This window comes from Enterococcus sp. S53, from assembly GCF_016516865.1.
Lineage (GTDB): Bacteria > Bacillota > Bacilli > Lactobacillales > Enterococcaceae > Enterococcus_D > Enterococcus_D innesii.
Genome location: NZ_JACVUH010000002.1, coordinates 465,265 through 478,786, shown reverse-complemented (window position 1 = coordinate 478,786; position 13,522 = coordinate 465,265). Strand labels below are relative to the sequence as shown.

Annotated in this window: 15 protein-coding genes and 1 other annotated feature; of the genes, 14 read left to right on the top strand and 1 reads right to left on the bottom strand. The window is 43.7% G+C overall.

Annotation, left to right across the window (positions count from 1 at the left end; translation table 11 throughout):
- Positions 1-14: 14 nt before the first annotated feature.
- The 4 genes from IAE45_RS05215 (at position 15) to IAE45_RS05200 (ending at position 2,188) form a co-directional block, all read left to right on the top strand.
- Positions 15-224: a YqgQ family protein gene (locus tag IAE45_RS05215; RefSeq protein WP_005229394.1), complete on the top strand. Its 210-nt coding sequence runs from the start codon at positions 15-17 to the stop codon at positions 222-224.
- Positions 224-1,195: an ROK family glucokinase gene (locus tag IAE45_RS05210; protein ID WP_005229395.1), complete on the top strand. Its 972-nt coding sequence runs from the start codon at positions 224-226 to the stop codon at positions 1,193-1,195. The genes IAE45_RS05215 and IAE45_RS05210 overlap by 1 nt, the downstream gene beginning before the upstream one ends.
- Before the next feature lie 83 nt (positions 1,196-1,278).
- Entirely contained in the window at positions 1,279-1,680 is a 402-nt protein-coding gene (locus IAE45_RS05205; RefSeq protein ID WP_096742437.1) for a rhodanese-like domain-containing protein, read from the top strand.
- Between the two features lie 151 nt (positions 1,681-1,831).
- Entirely contained in the window at positions 1,832-2,188 is a 357-nt protein-coding gene (locus IAE45_RS05200) for a DUF488 domain-containing protein (RefSeq protein ID WP_200125270.1), read from the top strand.
- A 55-nt stretch (positions 2,189-2,243) separates the two neighbouring features.
- On the opposite strand, the gene IAE45_RS05195 is transcribed toward IAE45_RS05200, so the two are convergent.
- Entirely contained in the window at positions 2,244-2,411 is a 168-nt protein-coding gene (locus IAE45_RS05195) for a DUF3042 family protein (protein WP_017144401.1), read from the bottom strand.
- A gap of 150 nt (positions 2,412-2,561) precedes the next feature.
- Here IAE45_RS05195 and IAE45_RS05190 point away from each other — a divergent pair, with 150 nt between their 5' ends.
- The 10 genes from IAE45_RS05190 to argS all read left to right on the top strand — a co-directional run bounded on the left by IAE45_RS05190 (position 2,562) and on the right by argS (position 13,493).
- Complete coding sequence (locus IAE45_RS05190; protein ID WP_200125268.1) at positions 2,562-3,719, top strand: galactokinase; 1,158 nt, start codon at positions 2,562-2,564, stop codon at positions 3,717-3,719.
- Between the two features lie 41 nt (positions 3,720-3,760).
- The gene (galE, locus tag IAE45_RS05185) at positions 3,761-4,759 is read left to right on the top strand and encodes a UDP-glucose 4-epimerase GalE (protein WP_200125266.1); all 999 of its coding nucleotides are present in this window, start codon (positions 3,761-3,763) and stop codon (positions 4,757-4,759) included.
- Between the two features lie 3 nt (positions 4,760-4,762).
- Entirely contained in the window at positions 4,763-6,247 is a 1,485-nt protein-coding gene (gene galT, locus IAE45_RS05180) for a UDP-glucose--hexose-1-phosphate uridylyltransferase (protein WP_200125264.1), read from the top strand.
- Between the two features lie 32 nt (positions 6,248-6,279).
- Positions 6,280-7,260, top strand: a complete 981-nt coding sequence (locus IAE45_RS05175; protein ID WP_200125262.1) for a LacI family DNA-binding transcriptional regulator — start codon at positions 6,280-6,282, stop codon at positions 7,258-7,260.
- 262 nt (positions 7,261-7,522) lie between these two features.
- Positions 7,523-8,248 (top strand): tRNA (adenosine(37)-N6)-threonylcarbamoyltransferase complex dimerization subunit type 1 TsaB, encoded by a 726-nt coding sequence (tsaB, locus tag IAE45_RS05170; protein WP_200125260.1) that lies wholly within the window; start codon positions 7,523-7,525, stop codon positions 8,246-8,248.
- Positions 8,232-8,774: a ribosomal protein S18-alanine N-acetyltransferase gene (gene rimI / locus IAE45_RS05165; protein WP_005237007.1), complete on the top strand. Its 543-nt coding sequence runs from the start codon at positions 8,232-8,234 to the stop codon at positions 8,772-8,774. The genes tsaB and rimI (IAE45_RS05165) overlap by 17 nt, the downstream gene beginning before the upstream one ends.
- Positions 8,767-9,240 carry a ribosomal protein S18-alanine N-acetyltransferase gene (gene rimI / locus IAE45_RS05160; RefSeq protein WP_142962846.1) on the top strand — a complete coding sequence of 158 codons (474 nt, stop codon included), beginning with the start codon at positions 8,767-8,769 and terminating at the stop codon, positions 9,238-9,240. Before rimI (IAE45_RS05165) ends, rimI (IAE45_RS05160) begins: the two co-directional genes overlap by 8 nt.
- Positions 9,233-10,252 carry a tRNA (adenosine(37)-N6)-threonylcarbamoyltransferase complex transferase subunit TsaD gene (gene tsaD, locus IAE45_RS05155; protein ID WP_077452619.1) on the top strand — a complete coding sequence of 340 codons (1,020 nt, stop codon included), beginning with the start codon at positions 9,233-9,235 and terminating at the stop codon, positions 10,250-10,252. Before rimI (IAE45_RS05160) ends, tsaD begins: the two co-directional genes overlap by 8 nt.
- A 135-nt stretch (positions 10,253-10,387) precedes the next feature.
- On the top strand, positions 10,388-11,401 hold the full coding sequence (gene argF, locus IAE45_RS05150; RefSeq protein WP_200125258.1) for an ornithine carbamoyltransferase: 1,014 nt from the start codon (positions 10,388-10,390) through the stop codon (positions 11,399-11,401).
- Between the two features lie 79 nt (positions 11,402-11,480).
- Positions 11,481-11,674: a binding site (T-box leader), on the top strand.
- A gap of 127 nt (positions 11,675-11,801) precedes the next feature.
- Complete coding sequence (gene argS, locus IAE45_RS05145; RefSeq protein ID WP_200125256.1) at positions 11,802-13,493, top strand: arginine--tRNA ligase; 1,692 nt, start codon at positions 11,802-11,804, stop codon at positions 13,491-13,493.
- Positions 13,494-13,522 lie beyond the last annotated feature (29 nt).

Below are 13,522 nucleotides of genomic sequence, written 5' to 3'. Positions count from 1 at the left end.
CAGGAAGTGGTTAAATGGAAACGTTATATGACGTACAACAATTACTGAAACAATTTGGTGTTTACGTATATGTCGGCAAGCGGATCTACGATATAGAACTGATGCAAATCGAGCTGAAGAACTTTTATGACAGTCGCTTGATAGATCGGGATGTATATCTGACTGCCCGGCGAATTCTTACGCGGGAGCATCGAATTGAAGAAAGCCGGGAGGAAAACAAGTGATGGACAAAAAAATCATCGGAATTGATTTAGGCGGAACAACTGTGAAATTCGCTATTTTAACGAGCGAAGGCGAGATTCAGCAAAAATGGAGTATTGACACCAATATTCTTGATGAAGGCTCACATATCGTGCCAGAAATCGTGGCATCGATCAATCATCGCCTAGAATTATATGGCTTACAGCCGGAAGCATTTATTGGTATTGGTATGGGGACACCAGGAAGTGTCGACCGTGACAAAGGAACCGTCATCGGTGCCTACAATCTGAACTGGAAAACACTTCAGCCAGTCAAAGAACTGATTGAAAAAGGCACAAAAATCCCGTTTGCCATCGATAACGATGCCAATGTAGCAGCTTTAGGTGAGCGTTGGAAAGGGGCAGGGGATAACAATCCTGATGTCATCTTTATCACACTAGGTACAGGTGTTGGCGGCGGTATCATCATGGAAGGGCAATTGCTTCATGGGGTTGCTGGTTGTGCCGGAGAAATCGGTCATATCACTGTTGATCCTGAGGGATTTGAATGTACTTGCGGCAAACGTGGTTGTTTAGAAACGGTTTCTAGTGCGACGGGTGTTGTGCGAGTTGCTCGACAGTTGGCAGAAGAATATGCTGGCGACTCGGCATTGAAACAACAGCTGGACAATGGGGAAGATGTTTCAAGTAAAGATATTTTTGAAGCAGCTCAAGCAAACGATCCATTTGGCTTGATGGTCGTTGATAAAGTGTGCTTCTACCTTGGGTTGGCATGCGGAAACCTAGGAAACACATTAAATCCATCAAGTATCGTTTTAGGTGGAGGCGTATCAGCAGCCGGTGAATTTTTACGTGAACGGGTTGCTGCCTACTTTGCTCAGTTTACCTTCCCACAGGTAACGGAAAGTACCGAAATCAAATTGGCAGAACTTGGGAATGACGCCGGTGTGATCGGGGCAGCATCATTAGCTTTGCAATTTGCAGCAAAAGCATAGATGCCAAGCTGCTAGGCAATGATACATTCAAGCAGCATACATCAAAAAAAGAATGATTGTTACAATAGAGAGGAATAGAAGAAATGACACCAATTATGTGGCTAAACTTGGTTTTGGGATTAATCATCTTAGCATTCGCTTTGAACTGGGCGTATTTTCAAATCATGGGACGCCGTTCAGCAACGATCATCTCAGAAGATGAATTCAAAGCAGGAATGAAGAAAGCCCAAGTGATCGATGTTCGGGAAAAAAATGAGTTTGACAGTGGACATATTTTAGGGGCGCGTAATATTCCCTTTACTGTTTTGACGAATTCCTTCAGCGCATTTCGTAAAGATCAACCGATCTACTTATATGACACGCGTAAATCGTTGAGCATTCGGGCAGCAAATAAATTACGCAAAGAAGGCTTTACCAATGTCTATATCCTAAAAGAAGGGTATGAAGGCTGGAGCGGCAAGACGAAAAAGAAAAATAGTTTATAAAACAGAGAACTCAAGGCAAAAGAACACAAGTAAATTTGAATGAGCGACGAAACACCAAACGGAGTGTTTCAAGTGAGGCATTATTCAATTTACATTGTGGGCTTTTGCCTTTATTTATAGAACTTTGGTCTATCAGTAAGGAGAGTGTGCATTGATCAAGCGAAAAAGAATTTATGAAGCGGCGGAAGCGACAGATGGCTATCGGGTATTGGTGGATCGCATCTGGCCTAGAGGAATGAAAAAGGAGACAGCTCAGGTCGATCTATGGCTCAAAGCAGTCGCACCAAGTACTGAATTGCGCAAATGGTTTGGGCATGATCCTGAACGTTTTGATGCGTTTAAAGACCGCTATCTACAAGAATTAGAGAAAACGCCAGCCAAAGATGCCTTGGCACAGTTAAAAACGTTGGTTGCTGAACAAGAGACTGTGACCTTACTATACGGAGCGAAAAATGAAGAACAAAATCAAGCCGTGTTTTTGCAGGACTTACTGGAGAAGGAAGAATGATACCTAAAAGAGCCGCCAGCCTATTGAAGGCTGACGGCTCTTTTGTAGCAAATGATTAACGGGCAACGCTTTTACGCATCGCACGTTTCCGTTTTTCATCATGATCCGCTTGTTGTTCATCAATTGGATCAATCACTTGTTTCTTGACCGTCATAACAACACTTGCAGCTGCAGCAACCGTTGCGACTGTTCCTACTAAAAATCCTGAAAGAAATCGTTTCATCATTAAACACCTCGCCTTTAGTTATAGGTTCATTATGAATGAAAACGGAAAAAATATCAAAAAAAATCACTTTTGGGATTGAAAACGCTTGAAATAATTTAGTAAATATTTTACAATAAGTTTACTAAAAAGAAAGTAGGAGTGAGAAAAATGGAGCAATTGCAACAGATCTTTATTGATAAATTTGGAACAGCAGGCACAGGCGTGTATTTTGCGCCAGGGAGAATCAACTTGATCGGTGAACACACAGATTACAATGGCGGTTATGTTTTCCCGGCGGCAATCACATTAGGGACGTATGCAGTAGCACGAAAACGTGAAGACCAGTTGATCCAACTCTATTCAGAGAATTTTCCAGAAAAAGGCGTAATTTCCTTTTCGTTAGATGAGCTGGATTACCGAAAAGAAGATGATTGGACAAACTATCCAAAAGGGGTCGTTCGTTTCCTAAAAGAAGCGGGACAAGGGATCGATCGTGGCTTTGACATCGCTTTTTATGGCAACATTCCCAATGGCGCAGGTCTTTCTTCCTCTGCATCGATTGAATTGCTGACGGGAGTTTGTCTAAAAGATCTCTTTGATTTAACCCTGACGACCTTGGACTTAGTTAAAATCGGCAAAAAAGTCGAAAATGAGTTTATTGGCGTTAACTCAGGGATCATGGATCAATTTGCGATCGGAATGGGTCAAAAAGACCATGCATTGCTTTTAGATACGAACACTTTAAATTATGAAGTCGTACCAGCGGCATTTGGCGATTATGTCGTAGCGATCATGAATACCAATAAGCGCCGCGAATTGGCTGATTCTAAATACAATGAACGACGTGCAGAATGTGAAGAAGCATTAGCTCGTTTGCAAAAATCATTAGCCATTGATTCATTGGGCGCATTAGACGAAGCAACCTTTTTTGCAAATACAGCATTGATCGATGATCCACTTTTGATCAAACGGGCGAAACATGCAGTGACGGAAAACCAACGGACATTAAAAGCAAAAGCCGCTTTGACTGCTGGTGATCTTGAAGAATTCGGCCAGTTGTTAAATGCCTCCCATGCTTCATTGCGGGATGATTATGAAGTGACAGGGCGTGAACTAGATACATTAGTCGCAGCTGCTCAAGCGCATCCTGCTGTTTTAGGTGCGCGGATGACTGGTGCGGGCTTTGGCGGCTGCGGGATCGCATTGGTCAAAGCAAGTGAATGGGCTGATTTTGAAGCGTCCGTCAAAGCAATCTATTTAGCAGAAATCGGCTACGCAACCGACATTTATCAAGCAAGTATTGATGATGGTGCACGAAAACTGTAGAATAAGAAACGATGAAGGAATGAAGAAAGAAGGCTGAAAATATGGCGATTTTAGTATTAGGAGGAGCCGGCTATATCGGTTCTCATGCAGTCGATCAATTGATCGGACAAGGAAAACAAGTCGTTGTCGTTGACAATTTGCTGACAGGACATCGCAAAGCGATCCATCCAGCAGCAACCTTTTATGAAGGAGATATTCGCGACAAAGCATTTTTACAATCGGTATTTGAAAAAGAAACGATCGATGGCGTGATTCACTTTGCTGCCAGCTCTTTGGTGGGAGAATCCGTAGAAAAACCATTGAAGTATTTCAACAATAATGTGTATGGGATGCAGGTCCTCTTAGAAGTGATGAACGAACATCAAGTGAAACATATCGTCTTTTCCTCTACAGCAGCAACTTATGGGGAACCTGACCATAGTCCAATCACGGAAGAAACCCCAACAAATCCTAAAAATCCATATGGCGAAAGCAAGTTGATCATGGAAAAAATGATGCGTTGGTGCGATGAAGCCTATGGAATGAAGTATGTCGCATTGCGTTATTTCAATGTGGCTGGCGCGAAGTCGGATGCTTCGATCGGTGAAGACCATGATCCAGAAACACACTTAGTACCGATCATCTTGCAAGCTGCTTTAGGACAACGCAAAGAGGTAGCGATTTTTGGGGAGGATTACGATACTCCAGATGGTACTTGTGTCCGCGATTATGTCCATGTTGAAGATCTGATCGCTGCTCACCTGTTGGCATTAGAATTTTTACAAAAAGGCAATGAGAGCAATGTCTTCAATCTAGGCAGCAATCATGGGTACTCTGTGAAAGAAATGGTGGAAGCTGCCCGCAATGTAACGAAAAAAGAGATCCCTGCCAGAGTGGCGCCGCGCCGTGCCGGTGATCCAAGTACCTTAGTGGCATCGAGTGAAAAAGCACGAAAGGTTTTAGGCTGGAAACCAGTCTATACCGACGTCGAAGCAATCATCGAGACTGCTTGGAATTGGCATGTCAGCCATCCAAATGGGTATCAAGGGCAGGAGGAATAACCAATGACGATCAGCCAAACAATCAGCGATTTCGTCACTTTAGCAATCAAGGCTGGCGGCTGGATGGAAATGGATCGTATTTATTTGCAAAACCGAGTACTAGCCATGATCGGGGAAGCTGTTTTTGAGCCTAGCGAAATTCGTTCTGTTGCTCGTTCCTCGATTGAATTGATGGACGAACTAGTGGCATGCGCTTTGAGCAATCAGCAAATTGGTGATTCTCAAGCAGAAAGAGAAATCTTTGAAGCCCAGTTGATGGACTTTTTGACGCCACCACCTTCAGTAGTCAATGCTTTTTTTGCGCAGCATTATGCCAATGATCCTAAAGAAGCGACGGATTATTTCTTTGAGCTGTGCCGTCAAAATGATTACATCAAGACTCGGGCCATCGCAAAGAATATCGTGTTCCCAGTTGATACCGAATATGGGGAGATCGAGATCACGATCAATTTATCAAAACCTGAAAAAGATCCCAAGCAAATTGCCCAAGAAGGAGCCGCTGCTTCTGTAGATTATCCGAAATGTATGTTGTGTTTGGAAAATGAAGGCTACCAAGGACGAGTCAATTATCCAGCACGGACCAACCATCGGATCATTCGCATGAATTTGGATAATGAAGCATGGGGCTTTCAATATTCCCCATACGCCTATTACAATGAGCATTCGATTTTTCTCTCTTTAGATCATCGTCCTATGAAAATCAATTTGCAAACCTTTGCTCGCTTGTTGCAGATCATTGAAGTGATGCCGCATTATTTTGTCGGGTCCAATGCCGATCTGCCGATCGTTGGGGGTTCGATCTTGTCTCATGACCATTATCAAGGGGGACGGCACACGTTTGCCATGGCAAAAGCGCCGATCGAGCAACGCTTTTCTTTGACTGGTTTTCCTGATGTCGCTGCGGGGATCGTGAAGTGGCCAATGTCGGTGATACGACTACAAGCGAAAAACAAACAAAAATTAGCCGCCGCTTGCCAATATATGTTAGCCCAATGGCAACAGTACTCAGATCCAAGTGTTTCGATCACTGCCTTTTCAGAAGATGGAACGCCTCATCATACGGTGACACCGATCGCACGCAAGCAAGGAGAGCTGTTTGAAATGGACTTAGTCTTGCGGGATAATAATGTTTCCGAAGAACATCCTGACGGCATTTTTCATCCGCATCAAGAAGTGCAGCATATCAAAAAAGAAAATATCGGATTGATTGAAGTCATGGGCTTGGCAGTTCTCCCACCGCGTTTAGCTCCGGAACTAGAAGAAGTGACTGCTTATCTATTGGATCAGCCCAATCAGATCGCGGCATACCATATTCCTTGGGCAGATGCGATCAAAGCCCAGCACCCAGAATGCAATGCCGAAAACGTGTCGCAGATTTTACGTCATGCATTAGGGGAAGTCTTTACACAAGTATTGACGCATGCAGGCGTCTTCAAACGAGACCAGACAGGACAAGCGGCCTTTGCTCGCTTTATAGCTACTTTATAAAAAAGTTCCCCGCAAAAAAAGGAGGCTGGAAGATGGCAACGATCAAAGATATTGCACAACAGGCTGGCGTCTCGCCAGCCACTGTATCACGGGTGCTGAATTACGATTCAGAATTATCGGTCAGCTCTGAAACCAAAGAGAAAATTTTTAAAGCCGCAGAAGCACTCAATTACACAAAACATAAAAAGAAGAGTCAGCCGGAAACCAGTAGTATGCGCTTGATCCAATGGTTTGATACCGAGGAAGAATTAGCGGATCTTTACTACTTAGCGATCCGTATCGGGATTGAAAATAAAACCGAAGAATTAGGGATTCGGTTGCTGAAAGAATCTTATGAAGGATTGACTGATACCGCCGTCGATGGAACGATTGCACTAGGAAAATTCGATGATCACCAGATTCGACAATTGAAAAAAAGCCAATCCAATTTGTTGATGGTCGATTTTGACGCATTGGCCCAGGGCGTCAATTCTCTGGTGGTGGACTTTCAACAAGCGGTGGATTTAGTGATCGATGACTTTATTGCAAAAGGCCACCAAAGGATCGGTTTGTTATCAGGCGTTGAGTTTACCAAGGATCATCACCAAGAAATCGAAGACCCTCGGCGCCGGATTTTTGAGGAACGGCTTCGCCGGTTGAAGTTGCACCACCCGCAATATCATCTCAGCGCACCGTTTACAGTAGAGGGCGGTTATGAGGCGATGAAAGAGTATTTGCAGCAAAACAAAGAGTTGCCAAGTTCTCTATTTGCTTCCAGTGATGCCTTAGCGATTGGCGCTATGCGTGCTTTGCAAGAAAAAAACATCAAGATTCCTGAGGAGATCGCAATTATCGGCTTCAATGATGTCAGTGTTGCAAAGTACGTCTTTCCGACTCTGTCAACCATCAAAGTTCATACGGAATGGCTGGGAGAGTTGGCAGTGACGACCTTGCTGGATATTATTACGAATGCAGCACCCGTTCCTCGCAAAGTTACGATCGCAACGGAACTGATTACGCGCCAGTCTTCCTAGCAACCAGTTGAATCACCGAAGGATGTCGTTACACACGCAACTGAGTTTTAATGGAATAACAAAAAATGCATATCGCCTTACCCGAACCTTTAACCAGCCTCGTCGGTTTGCAGCTGCAGCCGCGCTTGCTTTTTTCAAAGGTTCGGGTATTGTTGTCCTATTGCTTTTTTTCTAAACGCAGGCATCTTTTTGGAGACTTGGTTGGGCATTTGATTAGAATATGGTAGAATATGAGAGAGTTTTTTGAATGGGGAGAAGATAGATGAAAACATTAGCGATTGATACCTCAAACCAGACACTGGCGGTTGCGGTGGTCGATGGTCAAGAAGTGTTGGGACAAAGCCAGACGATGGCGATCAAAAACCACAGCACAGCATTGATGCCTGCCATTGATGGATTGATGCAAGCGGTGGGGATGGCCTCTAAAGAGCTGGAGCAAATCGTTGTTGCGAAAGGTCCTGGTTCTTATACAGGTTTGCGAATCGGCGTCACAACAGCAAAAACGCTGGCACAAACATTGAACATCCCGCTGATTGGTGTTTCTAGTTTGAAAACAGTCGCTGCCAATTGCGTGGGCGTATCGCAAGTGATCGTTCCGTTGTTTGACGCTCGCCGTCAAAATGTATACGCAGGTGCCTACCAATGGCATAATGGGACCTTAGAAACAAGGATCAAAGACCAGCATATCTCACTGTCTGAGTTGTTGACCCAGCTAAAAGCAGTCGATAGTCAAGAAGTGCTATTTGTCGGCGCCGATACCATCAAATTTAAAGACATGATCGAGGCGGAACTGCCGACAGCCCATATCAATCAAGTGTCGTTATGGAATTACCCGAATGGCGTGGTTTTAGCTGCTATTGCGAAAGAAGAAGCGCCGGTAGCTTCGATCCATGATTTTGTACCAGACTATTTAAAATTAGTTGAAGCCGAAGAAAAATGGTTAGCCTCGCATGAACCGGGAGTGGATGCCTATGTTGAAAAAATTTAAAACGATGACGGGAAAGCTGGCTCTTTTCCGTCAGATTCAATACCCAGAGCGTAAAAAAGAGATACGAGGGGAAACATACGTTGTTCGTGAATTAGTCGGTGATGACATTAAAGAGCTGCTGCAGGTGGAGCGTCTCGTGTATGCTGGGGAACTGCCTTGGACCAAGAGCGCCTTTTTGTCAGAACTTTATTCACGGGTCAAACATCTTTATTTGGGCATCTTGCATAATGAGCGGATGATTGGGTTTATCGGGGTGCGGATTTTAGGCGCTGATGCCCATATCACCAATATCGCGATCATTCCTGATTATCAAGGAAAAGGGATCGGTTCTTTCTTGCTAGGAGAAATCGAACGTTATGCAAGGAAAAACAAATGCGACCGTTTGACATTAGAAGTTCGCCTGGGCAATCGTGATGCGCAACGTTTGTATCGGACCCTCGGGTTTGTTTCACAGGCGATCAAAACGGCGTACTACACCGAAGGCAATGAAGACGCATTGGATATGGTGAAATTTTTAAATGACTAACGAACAAGCAGATCAAACGATCCCGACACCGCAAATGCTTTGGTCATTGGCAGATCAGAGCTATCCCTTTGGCTCGCCTTGGAATGTGCAGCAATTTCAACAAGATTTGCAAAACAGCAACAGTCGCTATTTGTTCCGTTATGGAAAAACTAATCAAGAGCTGATTGGGTTTCTCTGTTTTCAGCAAGTGCTGGATGAAGCAGAGCTGTTTAATGTAGCGGTTTTACCAGCATATCAAGGGCAAGGTTTGGCGAAAGAATTGTTGAAACGAATGGAAACGATCGTGGAACAAACTGATGGTCGGCGAATCTATCTTGAAGTGCGCGTGTCGAATTTGCAAGCACAAGCTCTTTATTTACGTATGGGCTATACAGTCATCGGTCGTAGAAAAAAATATTACAGTCATCCTGAAGAGGATGCGTTGATTATGGAAAAGAAAGTAGGCGGACAAAAATCAAATGAATGAGTTGATTTTAGCCATTGAAAGCAGTTGTGATGAAACAAGTGTGGCAGTGATTAAAAACGGTGACACCATTTTAAGTAACATTGTTGCTTCGCAGATCAAGAGCCACCAGCGCTTCGGCGGTGTCGTACCAGAAGTCGCTAGTCGTCACCATGTTGAACAGATTACTTTATGCATCGAGGAAGCATTGACACAGGCCGACACACAGCCTGAAGAATTATCAGCTGTTGCTGTCACCTATGGTCCAGGGTTGGTTGGGGCATTATTGATTGGACTTTCTGCAGCGAAAGCCTTTGCCTGGGCCCACAGCTTACCACTGATTCCGGTCAATCACATGGCAGGACATATTTATGCAGCTCGTCTAGTGAAGCCATTGGTTTTTCCTTTAATGGCATTATTGGTCAGCGGTGGCCACACCGAATTGGTGTATATGGCAGAAGATGGCTCTTTTGAGATCATCGGTGAAACGAGAGATGATGCCGCTGGAGAAGCCTATGACAAAGTCGGTCGTGTTCTGGGTTTGCCTTATCCTAGTGGAAAAGAAATTGATCGCCTTGCGCATCTAGGCAGTGATACGTATCACTTTCCTCGAGCAATGATACAAGAAGATAATTTTGATTTTAGTTTCAGTGGCTTGAAGAGTTCTTTTATCAATTTTGTGCATAATGCACAGCAAAGAGAGGAAGCTTTGTCAGTAGAAAATCTAGCAGCTAGTTTCCAAGCCAGCGTTGTCGAAGTATTGGTTCATAAAACGTTGCGGGCATGCCAAGCCTATCCAGTAAACCAGCTGATCGTCGCTGGCGGGGTCGCCGCGAATCAAGGGTTGCGTGACGCTTTACAAGAAGCGATGCAGGAATTGCCGGAAGTGGAATTGTTGATTCCACCATTGCGTCTTTGCGGAGATAATGCGGCCATGATTGGTGCCTATGCCCATGTTGCGTTGAAAAAGCAGCGCTTAGCAGATCTTTCATTGAATGCTGATCCAAGTGTCAGCTTTGCCCATCCGATTTCTTAAGATGATAGCACCTAAGATCCGTTCTTAGGTGTTTTTTTGTTTCATTTATGAGCAAACAGAAGATTTCGTTGTATTTTATTTCATAATTTGATATCATTGTGTATATTTATTAATTAATGAAGGGGCGGGTATGCAATGACATCGGTTTTTAAAGGACGCAGTTTTTTAGCAGAAAAGGATTTTACTAAAGAAGAACTACAATATTTGATTGATTTTTCCCAGCACTTGAAAGGGATGAAGGCCAACAATCAACCACATCGTTATTTAGATGGTAAAAACATTGCACTTTTGTTTGAAAAGAATTCGACACGGACGCGAGCAGCCTTTACGGTTGCAGCGGTAGATCTGGGGGCGCATCCGGAATTTTTAGGGGCCAATGATATTCAGTTGGGGTCTAAAGAATCCGTTGAAGATACCGCCAAAGTATTCGGCCGTATGTTTGACGGGATCGAGTTTCGCGGCTTTAGCCAACAGGTTGTCGAAGATCTGGCCAGCTATTCAGGCGTACCTGTTTGGAATGGCTTAACGGATGAATGGCATCCAACGCAAATGATCGCTGACTTTTTGACCATTCAAGAAAACTTCGGTGAGCTGACTGGCTTGACCATCGCATACTGTGGGGATGGGCGCAACAATGTCGCCAATTCTTTGTTAGTGACCAGTGCGATTTTAGGGGTCAATATTCATGTCGTCACCCCAAAGGCCTTGCAGCCAGAAGCAACCATCATCGCACAGGCACAAGCCTATGCCAAGGAATCTGGGGCAAAGATTTTGGTGACTGATGATGTGGATCAAGGTGTTCTAGGCGCCGATGTCGTGTATACCGATGTTTGGGTATCAATGGGTGAAGAAGAAAAATTCCAAGAACGGATCGAACAGCTGCTGCCGTATCAAGTAAACCAATCGTTGATGAAAAAAACCCAAAATGATCAAGTGATTTTTATGCACTGTTTGCCGGCTTTTCATGATGATCAGACCACGTATGGCAAAAAAGCAGCGCAGGCGTATGGAATTTCTGAGATGGAAGTCACTGATGAGGTCTTTCGCAGTAAGTATGCCCGTCAATTTGATCAAGCCGAAAATCGTTTGCACTCAATCAAAGCAATCATGGCAGTGACTGCCGGAGATCTATTTATTCCTAAAGTATAAAATAATTTTTTTTGAAAATGCCAAAATCTCGCTAGCCAAACAAACATTTCTTTGCTATACTTTCTGGGAAGTAAATAGCCTTGATTTGATGAAACAAGAGAAGTAGCGATTCGAGTATCAGTTAGCGAGTTCGGGGTGGTGGAAGCCGAATTGATCAGATTGTGAAACGCACTTGTGAGAATTTGCCAAGCAAACGGAATTCTGCCGTTATCAGAAAAAAGTGGGTCCGAAAAGGACAATCAGAGTGGTACCGCGGGAAATCTCGTCTCTAGTGCATGTTATGCGCTAGAGGCTTTTTTGTTTTTATCAATCATTTCTTGCATGAAAAACATACAGCTGTTTGCTTGCTTCAAACAACGTTTCATCAATACATGGGCTCAGTCATTATAGGAGGGATACTATGAATAACAAAGAAATCGTCGCACAAGCGATCCATCAAGTAGTAAAAGAAGATCTATCGATTGAACAAGTTCAGCAATTACTGGAAAATCCAAAGTCAGCCGACCATGGGGATGTGGCATTCCCAGCCTTCTCGCTAGCAAAAGTCTATCGGAAAGCGCCGCAGCAAATTGCCGCAGACTTAGCAGAAAAAATCGATCAAGCGTCTTTTGAAAAAATTGAAGTGGTCGGTCCGTATTTAAACTTCTTTATGGATAAAAAAGCAATTTCTGCCCATGTCTTAGAGCTGGTTCTCAAAGAAAAAAATCATTTTGGCGATCAAACCATCGGCAATCAGCAAGCAGTACCGATCGACATGTCTTCACCAAACATTGCCAAACCAATTTCAATGGGGCATTTGCGTTCCACTGTGATTGGTAACTCGATCGGCTTTATTTTAGAAAAAATCGGTTATCAGCCAATTCGCATCAACCATTTAGGCGACTGGGGCACACAATTTGGGAAATTGATCGTTGCCTATAAAAAATGGGGGTCAGAAGAAGCGGTCAAAGCGGAACCAATCAACGAACTGTTACGTTTGTATGTTGATTTTCATGAAGCTGCCGAGACAGATAAACAATTAGAAGATGATGCGAGAGCTTGGTTCAAGAAACTAGAAGATGGTGACCAAGAAGCAATGGATTTGTGGCAATGGTTCCGTGATGAATCATTAAAAGAATTCAATAAAATCTACGATATGTTGGAAGTTTCCTTTGATTCATTGAATGGCGAAGCTTTCTATAATGATAAAATGACAGAAGTCGTGGAATTATTAGAAGAAAAACACTTGCTGAAAGAAGACCAAGGGGCAGAAATCGTTGATTTGGCTACCTATGACTTAAATCCAGCCTTGATCCGCAAATCCGATGGTGCGACCCTTTACATCACACGGGACATGGCTGCCGCATTGTACCGCAAACGGACCTACAACTTTGCAAAATCATTGTACGTGGTAGGGAATGAACAAAGTTATCACTTCAAACAATTAAAAGCTGTTTTGAAGGAAATGGGCTTTGAGTGGGCAGATGATATGACCCACGTACCATTTGGGTTGATCACCAAAGATGGGAAAAAACTGTCTACAAGAAAAGGCAAGATCGTTCTTTTAGAAGAAGTATTGAATGAAGCGATCGATTCAGCAAAAGAACAAATCACTGAAAAGAACCCAACCCTTGAAAACAAAGAAGAAGTAGCAAAACAAGTTGGTGTCGGGGCAGTCGTTTTCCACGATTTGAAAAATGACCGTTTGAATAATTTCGACTTTACGCTAGAAGAAGTTGTCCGTTTTGAAGGAGAGACCGGTCCTTACGTGCAATACTCTCATGCCCGTGCCATGAGCATTCTTGAAAAAGCCAACTTTGATCCCGCTGCTGTCAGCAGTCTGGCATTGGCAGACGCTGAGAGCTGGGAAGTTATCAAATTGATCCAACGCTACCCAGAAACGGTCATGCAAGCGGCGGAAAAATATGAACCATCCGTCATTGCCAAACATGCCATTAAATTGGCACAGGCCTTTAATAAGTATTATGCCAATGTGAAAATCTTGGCTGAGGATGCGGAAAAAGACGCACGTCTGGCTCTGGTTTATGCAGTAACTACTTTATTGAAAGAAGATTTACGGTTGCTTGGTTTACATGCACCTGACAAAATGTAACAAAAAAGCTGTGCCTCTTGTTTCGACAA

What these genes read in the sequence shown, in the direction of transcription:
- IAE45_RS05215 (WP_005229394.1), top strand. Translation starts at nt 15, where the DNA reads ATGGAAACGTTATATGACGTACAACAATTACTGAAACAATTTGGTGTT.
- IAE45_RS05210 (WP_005229395.1), top strand. Translation starts at nt 224, where the DNA reads ATGGACAAAAAAATCATCGGAATTGATTTAGGCGGAACAACTGTGAAA.
- IAE45_RS05205 (WP_096742437.1), top strand. Translation starts at nt 1,279, where the DNA reads ATGACACCAATTATGTGGCTAAACTTGGTTTTGGGATTAATCATCTTA.
- IAE45_RS05195 (WP_017144401.1), bottom strand. Translation starts at nt 2,411, where the DNA reads ATGAAACGATTTCTTTCAGGATTTTTAGTAGGAACAGTCGCAACGGTT.
- IAE45_RS05190 (WP_200125268.1), top strand. Translation starts at nt 2,562, where the DNA reads ATGGAGCAATTGCAACAGATCTTTATTGATAAATTTGGAACAGCAGGC.
- galE (WP_200125266.1), top strand. Translation starts at nt 3,761, where the DNA reads ATGGCGATTTTAGTATTAGGAGGAGCCGGCTATATCGGTTCTCATGCA.
- galT (WP_200125264.1), top strand. Translation starts at nt 4,763, where the DNA reads ATGACGATCAGCCAAACAATCAGCGATTTCGTCACTTTAGCAATCAAG.
- IAE45_RS05175 (WP_200125262.1), top strand. Translation starts at nt 6,280, where the DNA reads ATGGCAACGATCAAAGATATTGCACAACAGGCTGGCGTCTCGCCAGCC.
- tsaB (WP_200125260.1), top strand. Translation starts at nt 7,523, where the DNA reads ATGAAAACATTAGCGATTGATACCTCAAACCAGACACTGGCGGTTGCG.
- rimI (WP_005237007.1), top strand. Translation starts at nt 8,232, where the DNA reads ATGTTGAAAAAATTTAAAACGATGACGGGAAAGCTGGCTCTTTTCCGT.
- rimI (WP_142962846.1), top strand. Translation starts at nt 8,767, where the DNA reads ATGACTAACGAACAAGCAGATCAAACGATCCCGACACCGCAAATGCTT.
- tsaD (WP_077452619.1), top strand. Translation starts at nt 9,233, where the DNA reads ATGAATGAGTTGATTTTAGCCATTGAAAGCAGTTGTGATGAAACAAGT.
- argF (WP_200125258.1), top strand. Translation starts at nt 10,388, where the DNA reads ATGACATCGGTTTTTAAAGGACGCAGTTTTTTAGCAGAAAAGGATTTT.
- argS (WP_200125256.1), top strand. Translation starts at nt 11,802, where the DNA reads ATGAATAACAAAGAAATCGTCGCACAAGCGATCCATCAAGTAGTAAAA.